This window comes from Cryobacterium sp. 10I1 (genome assembly GCF_035019805.1).
GTDB classification, from domain to species: domain Bacteria; phylum Actinomycetota; class Actinomycetes; order Actinomycetales; family Microbacteriaceae; genus Cryobacterium; species Cryobacterium glucosi.
This window is the reverse complement of record NZ_JASJVF010000260.1, coordinates 1-4,261: the sequence shown is the minus strand read 5'-3', so window position 1 is coordinate 4,261 and position 4,261 is coordinate 1. Positions and strand designations below refer to the sequence as shown.

Below are 4,261 nucleotides of genomic sequence, written 5' to 3'. Positions count from 1 at the left end.
CGCCGTGCTCGAATGGCCGGATCAGGAAGGGCGAGGCGATCGTGTTGTCGACGACGAGCGGGATCCCGTGCCGGCGGTCGTCCCCGCGAGCCACTTGCGCACTTGTTCCGTCGCCGCACTGTCCACCGACTCCCGCCTGGGCAGCTTCCAGTCGCAGGTCGTGAACGCGACGACGGGCGAGGTCCTCTTCGACCGGGGCGGCAGCACGCCCTCCCGCACCGCGAGCGTGCTCAAGGTCCTCACCTCCGCCGCGGCGCTGAGCGTTCTCGGCTCCGACTACCGGGCGACGACGACGGTTGTGAAGGGCGCGGAACCCGGTTCACTCGTGCTCGTCGGCGGCGGGGACCTGACCCTTTCCCGGCTGCCCAGCGGGGCGGAGTCGACCTATACCGGGGCGGCACACCTCGACACCCTCGCCGTGCAGGCCGTCGCGGCGTGGCAGGCCGACCCCGCGACCGCGATCGTCCCGATCACCTCCCTCGTGCTCGACTCCTCCCTGTTCGGAGACCCGGCGTGGGGCCCCAGCTGGAACCGCAAGGAACTCACCGACGGGTACATGCCCGAGATCACCGCCCTGCAGGTCGACGGCGACAGGGACAACCCGAAGCAGAGCACCTCCGCCCGCAGCAGCGACCCGATCGGGCGCGCCGGGCAGGCATTCGCCGACCTTCTCGGCAGCAGCGTCACGGTCACCCGTGGCACGGCGCCGGCCGGGGCGACCCAGCTCGCATCGGTCCAGTCGCAGCCGGTGTCGACACTGATCAAGCAGGCGCTCATCGTCTCGGACAACACCATCGCCGAGATGCTCGCGCGGCTCGTCGCGGTCAAGTCCGGCGCGGGCAACACCTTCTCGGCACTCCAGAAATCGACGGTCGCCGGGCTGCAGACGTATGGCATCGACACGACCGGCATCGTCATCGCCGACGGCTCCGGCCTGAGCGACAACAATGCCGTTCCGCCGTCGTACCTGACCAAGCTGTTCATCAAGATCAACGCACGCGAGGGCGATCTCGGGATCGTCTTCGACGGACTGCCCGTCGCCGGCGGTAAGACCGGCTCCCTCTCCTACAGCGACCGGTTCACCGGCAAGAACGCCGATGCCGACGGTTCCGTGTTCGCGAAGACCGGCTGGATCGACACCGGGTACACCCTCGCCGGCATCATCCACGCCGCAGACGGGACCCCGCTCACCTTCGCCGTCTACGCGCTCGGTGATGTGGGTGATAATGCGAAGCAGGCGATCGACACCATCACGGCGGCGTTCTATCGCTGCGGAAACAACCTCTCCAATACCTAGCGCCTCACGCAGGCGCAGAACCCAGAACGGAGCACCGTGGCCAGGGCCTTGTTCATCATCGACGTGCAGAACGACTTCACGGAGGGCGGCGTCCTGGGGGTCGACGGCGGGGCGGCCGTGGCCGCGGGCATCAGCAGACTGCTGGCGGAGCATCCGCTGCGCTACGACTACGTCTTCGCCTCGCGCGACTGGCACAACGCGGCCGGAGACAACGGTGGCCATTTCGCCGCGGCGGGTGCAGAGCCCGACTACACCGGCACCTGGCCGGTGCACTGCGTCGCGGACACTCCCGGCGCCGATTACCACCGGGACCTCGCGCTCCCGGCCGGGACCGTGCATATCCGCAAGGGACAGGGCGAACCGGGGTACTCGATCTTCGCCGGCCTCGACGAGTCGGGCGCGCGCACGGCCGAGGTGCTGATCGAGCACGCGGTGACGGATGTCGACGTCGTCGGAATCGCAACCGATCACTGTGTGCGGGCCTCGGGTCTCGATGCGCTCGAGCACGGCCAGCGGGTGCGCGTGCTCACCGACCTCGTGGTCGGCGTCGACCCGGACGCCTCTGCCGCGGCGCTCGCCGAGCTGGCGTACGCCGGCGTCGCCCTGACCACCGCAGCGGACCTCGCGACCGCCTAGCACCTGCTCCGCCAGCTCCGGCGCCACCCGGAAATTTGCAGGAGTTTGTGCCTGGGTGCATCCGGATGGGGGGTACCCGGCGAAGTGGGGATGGGAGGCAACGCTGCCTTCCGCCACCACGACAAGCAGGAGGTAACCATGCGCAAAATTCTCGCCGTAGGCGCCGCAGCCGGTGTACTCGTAGCTCTCGCAGGATTCGGGCCGGCGTACGCCGGGGACGGAGGCCACGGTCACGGTTCCGGTGACAACGGGCCGGCCGAATTGACCGTGTTCCACGGAATCCCCGGGGTCACCGTCGACGTCTATGTCGACGGAGCCCTCACGCTCGACGACTTCACGCCTGGCTCCTTCTCGGACACCCTGTCCCTCGACCCCGGCACCTACTCGGTCGCGATCACCGCTGCCGATGCAGCGGATGCGAGCAGCCCGGTGATCGGCCCGGTCGACCTCTCCCTCAAGAGTGGCGACAACTACACCGCCGTCGCCCACCTCACCGAGGCAGGGGAGCCGACGGCCACCCTGTTCACGAACAACCCCGACTCGGTCGGCAAGGGTAAAGGCCGGCTCACGGTCCGTCACGTTGCCGCAGCGCCGTCCGTCGACGTGCTCGCGAACGGTGCCGCGGCCATCACCGACCTCACCAACCCCGACGAGGTCGAACTCACCCTCCCCACCGGCACGATCTCGGCGGCCGTCGCCGCGACGGGCACCACCGACCCGCTCCTCGGGCCGGCCGATGTCTCGATCGCGAAGCGCACGAACACCATCGTGTACGCCTACGGCAGCCTCGCCGACGGAACCCTGGCGCTCGCCGTGCAGACGGTTCCGCTCGAGAAGGGCCACTGGCACTGACCCGTCAGGTGCCGGCATGAGCGGACCGGCCTGCGCAGACACCCACTGCGCGGGCCGGTCTCCGTCTCGCCGTGCAGCCGTTCCGCATCCGCTCTCCCGGGAAATCTTTTGTCGCCACCGCATCCGAAATGGGCCCTGAACAGGAAGTAGTGGGTAAGAAGCAGTTCACCCCCAACGTAGTTCACCCCCAAAACAGGAGGACACCATGCACGCGACACACAGCACACGAGTGAAGGCTTCACTCACCGCCTCACTCACGGCCGCTTCGATCGGGGCGCTCGTCGTCTTCGGCGGCCTCACCCCGGCGACCGCCGCAACGGGCGACGCACAACTGTCGGTCTTCCACGGCGTCCCCGGTCTCACGGTCGACGTCTACGTCAACAACAAGCTGACGATCGACAACTTCAAGCCCGGAGACATGGCCGGCCCCCTTGACCTCCCCGCCGGCACGTACACCGTCGCGATCACGGCCTCCGATGCCGCGGACGCGAGCAAGCCGGCGATCGGCCCGGTCGACCTCCCCCTCGAGGCGGGCAAGAACTACACCGCCGTCGCGCACCTCGGGGCTGACGCGAAGCCCACGGCGACCCTCTTCACCAACGACACGTCCATGATCGCCGCCGGCTCTGGCCGCCTCGTCGTGCGGCACGTGGCCGCGGCGCCCGCTGTCGATGTCCTCGCGAATGGCGCGGTCGCGATCTCGAACCTGTCCAACCCGAAGGAGTCGGTCCTGACGATTCCCGCGGGCACGATCTCGGCCGTCGTCGCGGCCACCGGTACCACGGCCCCCGTGATCGGCCCGGCCGACGTGAAGGTGGCCGAGGGAGTCGACACGATCGTCTACGCCTGGGGCAGCCTCGCGGACAAGAACCTCGCCGTCGCCGTGCAGACCGTTTCGGGCATGAACTCCGACCCCAACGGCATCCCCGCCGGCGAGGCCGGACTCGTCGCAACCAACCGGCCGGCAGACCAGACCCCGCTCTGGCTCGGCGGCATTGCCGTGCTCGTGTTGCTCGGCCTCGGGTCGGCTACCTTCCTCGGATTCCGCCGAGCGCGCCGCTGAGCGCGCGAGCCAGGACTGAGGGACAACGATGAGGGCCATGGCGGGCAAAATCGGGATGCTCGCTGTGGCCCTTATCCTGCTTTCCGCTGTCGCCGTCGCACTGATGCTGAGCGGATGCGGGAGCGCACCCGGCGCGCGGACCCTCGCCGCCGCGCCGACGCAGCTCTCCGCGACACCCATGCCCACGCCCATGCCGGCGTCCCCGCCGACCGCAGCGCCGCCGGCCGTTCCGCTCCTCACCGGGGCGAGTGCCGACATCCGCTCGGTGCAGGCACAGGCGACGGTCGCACCGGTGCGGATCAGGATCGAGGCGCTCGGGATCGACATGGACATCGAGGCCGTCGGTGGCAGACTCAGGGCATGAGTGAGCGCACCCTGATCCTGCTGCGGCACGCCAAGTCCGACTGGTCCGG

The 4,261-nt window shown here is 69.2% G+C and carries 5 protein-coding genes; all 5 read left to right on the top strand.

The genetic code is table 11. From position 1 onward, the window contains the following. Positions 1-1,297 (top strand): D-alanyl-D-alanine carboxypeptidase/D-alanyl-D-alanine-endopeptidase (gene dacB, locus QN345_RS16015; RefSeq protein WP_323508862.1); only part of this gene is annotated, 1,297 nt, incomplete at its 5' end. A gap of 36 nt (positions 1,298-1,333) precedes the next feature. Next, on the top strand, positions 1,334-1,933 hold the full coding sequence (locus QN345_RS16010) for an isochorismatase family protein (protein WP_322189388.1): 600 nt from the start codon (positions 1,334-1,336) through the stop codon (positions 1,931-1,933). A 138-nt stretch (positions 1,934-2,071) separates the two neighbouring features. Beyond that, complete coding sequence (locus tag QN345_RS16005; RefSeq protein WP_322189390.1) at positions 2,072-2,785, top strand: DUF4397 domain-containing protein; 714 nt, start codon at positions 2,072-2,074, stop codon at positions 2,783-2,785. Positions 2,786-2,990: 205 nt separating this feature from the next. Continuing rightward, on the top strand, positions 2,991-3,848 hold the full coding sequence (locus QN345_RS16000; RefSeq protein WP_323505126.1) for a DUF4397 domain-containing protein: 858 nt from the start codon (positions 2,991-2,993) through the stop codon (positions 3,846-3,848). Positions 3,849-3,885: 37 nt separating this feature from the next. Beyond that, positions 3,886-4,212 carry a hypothetical protein gene (locus QN345_RS15995; RefSeq protein WP_323508861.1) on the top strand — a complete coding sequence of 109 codons (327 nt, stop codon included), beginning with the start codon at positions 3,886-3,888 and terminating at the stop codon, positions 4,210-4,212. Positions 4,213-4,261: the final 49 nt, after the last annotated feature.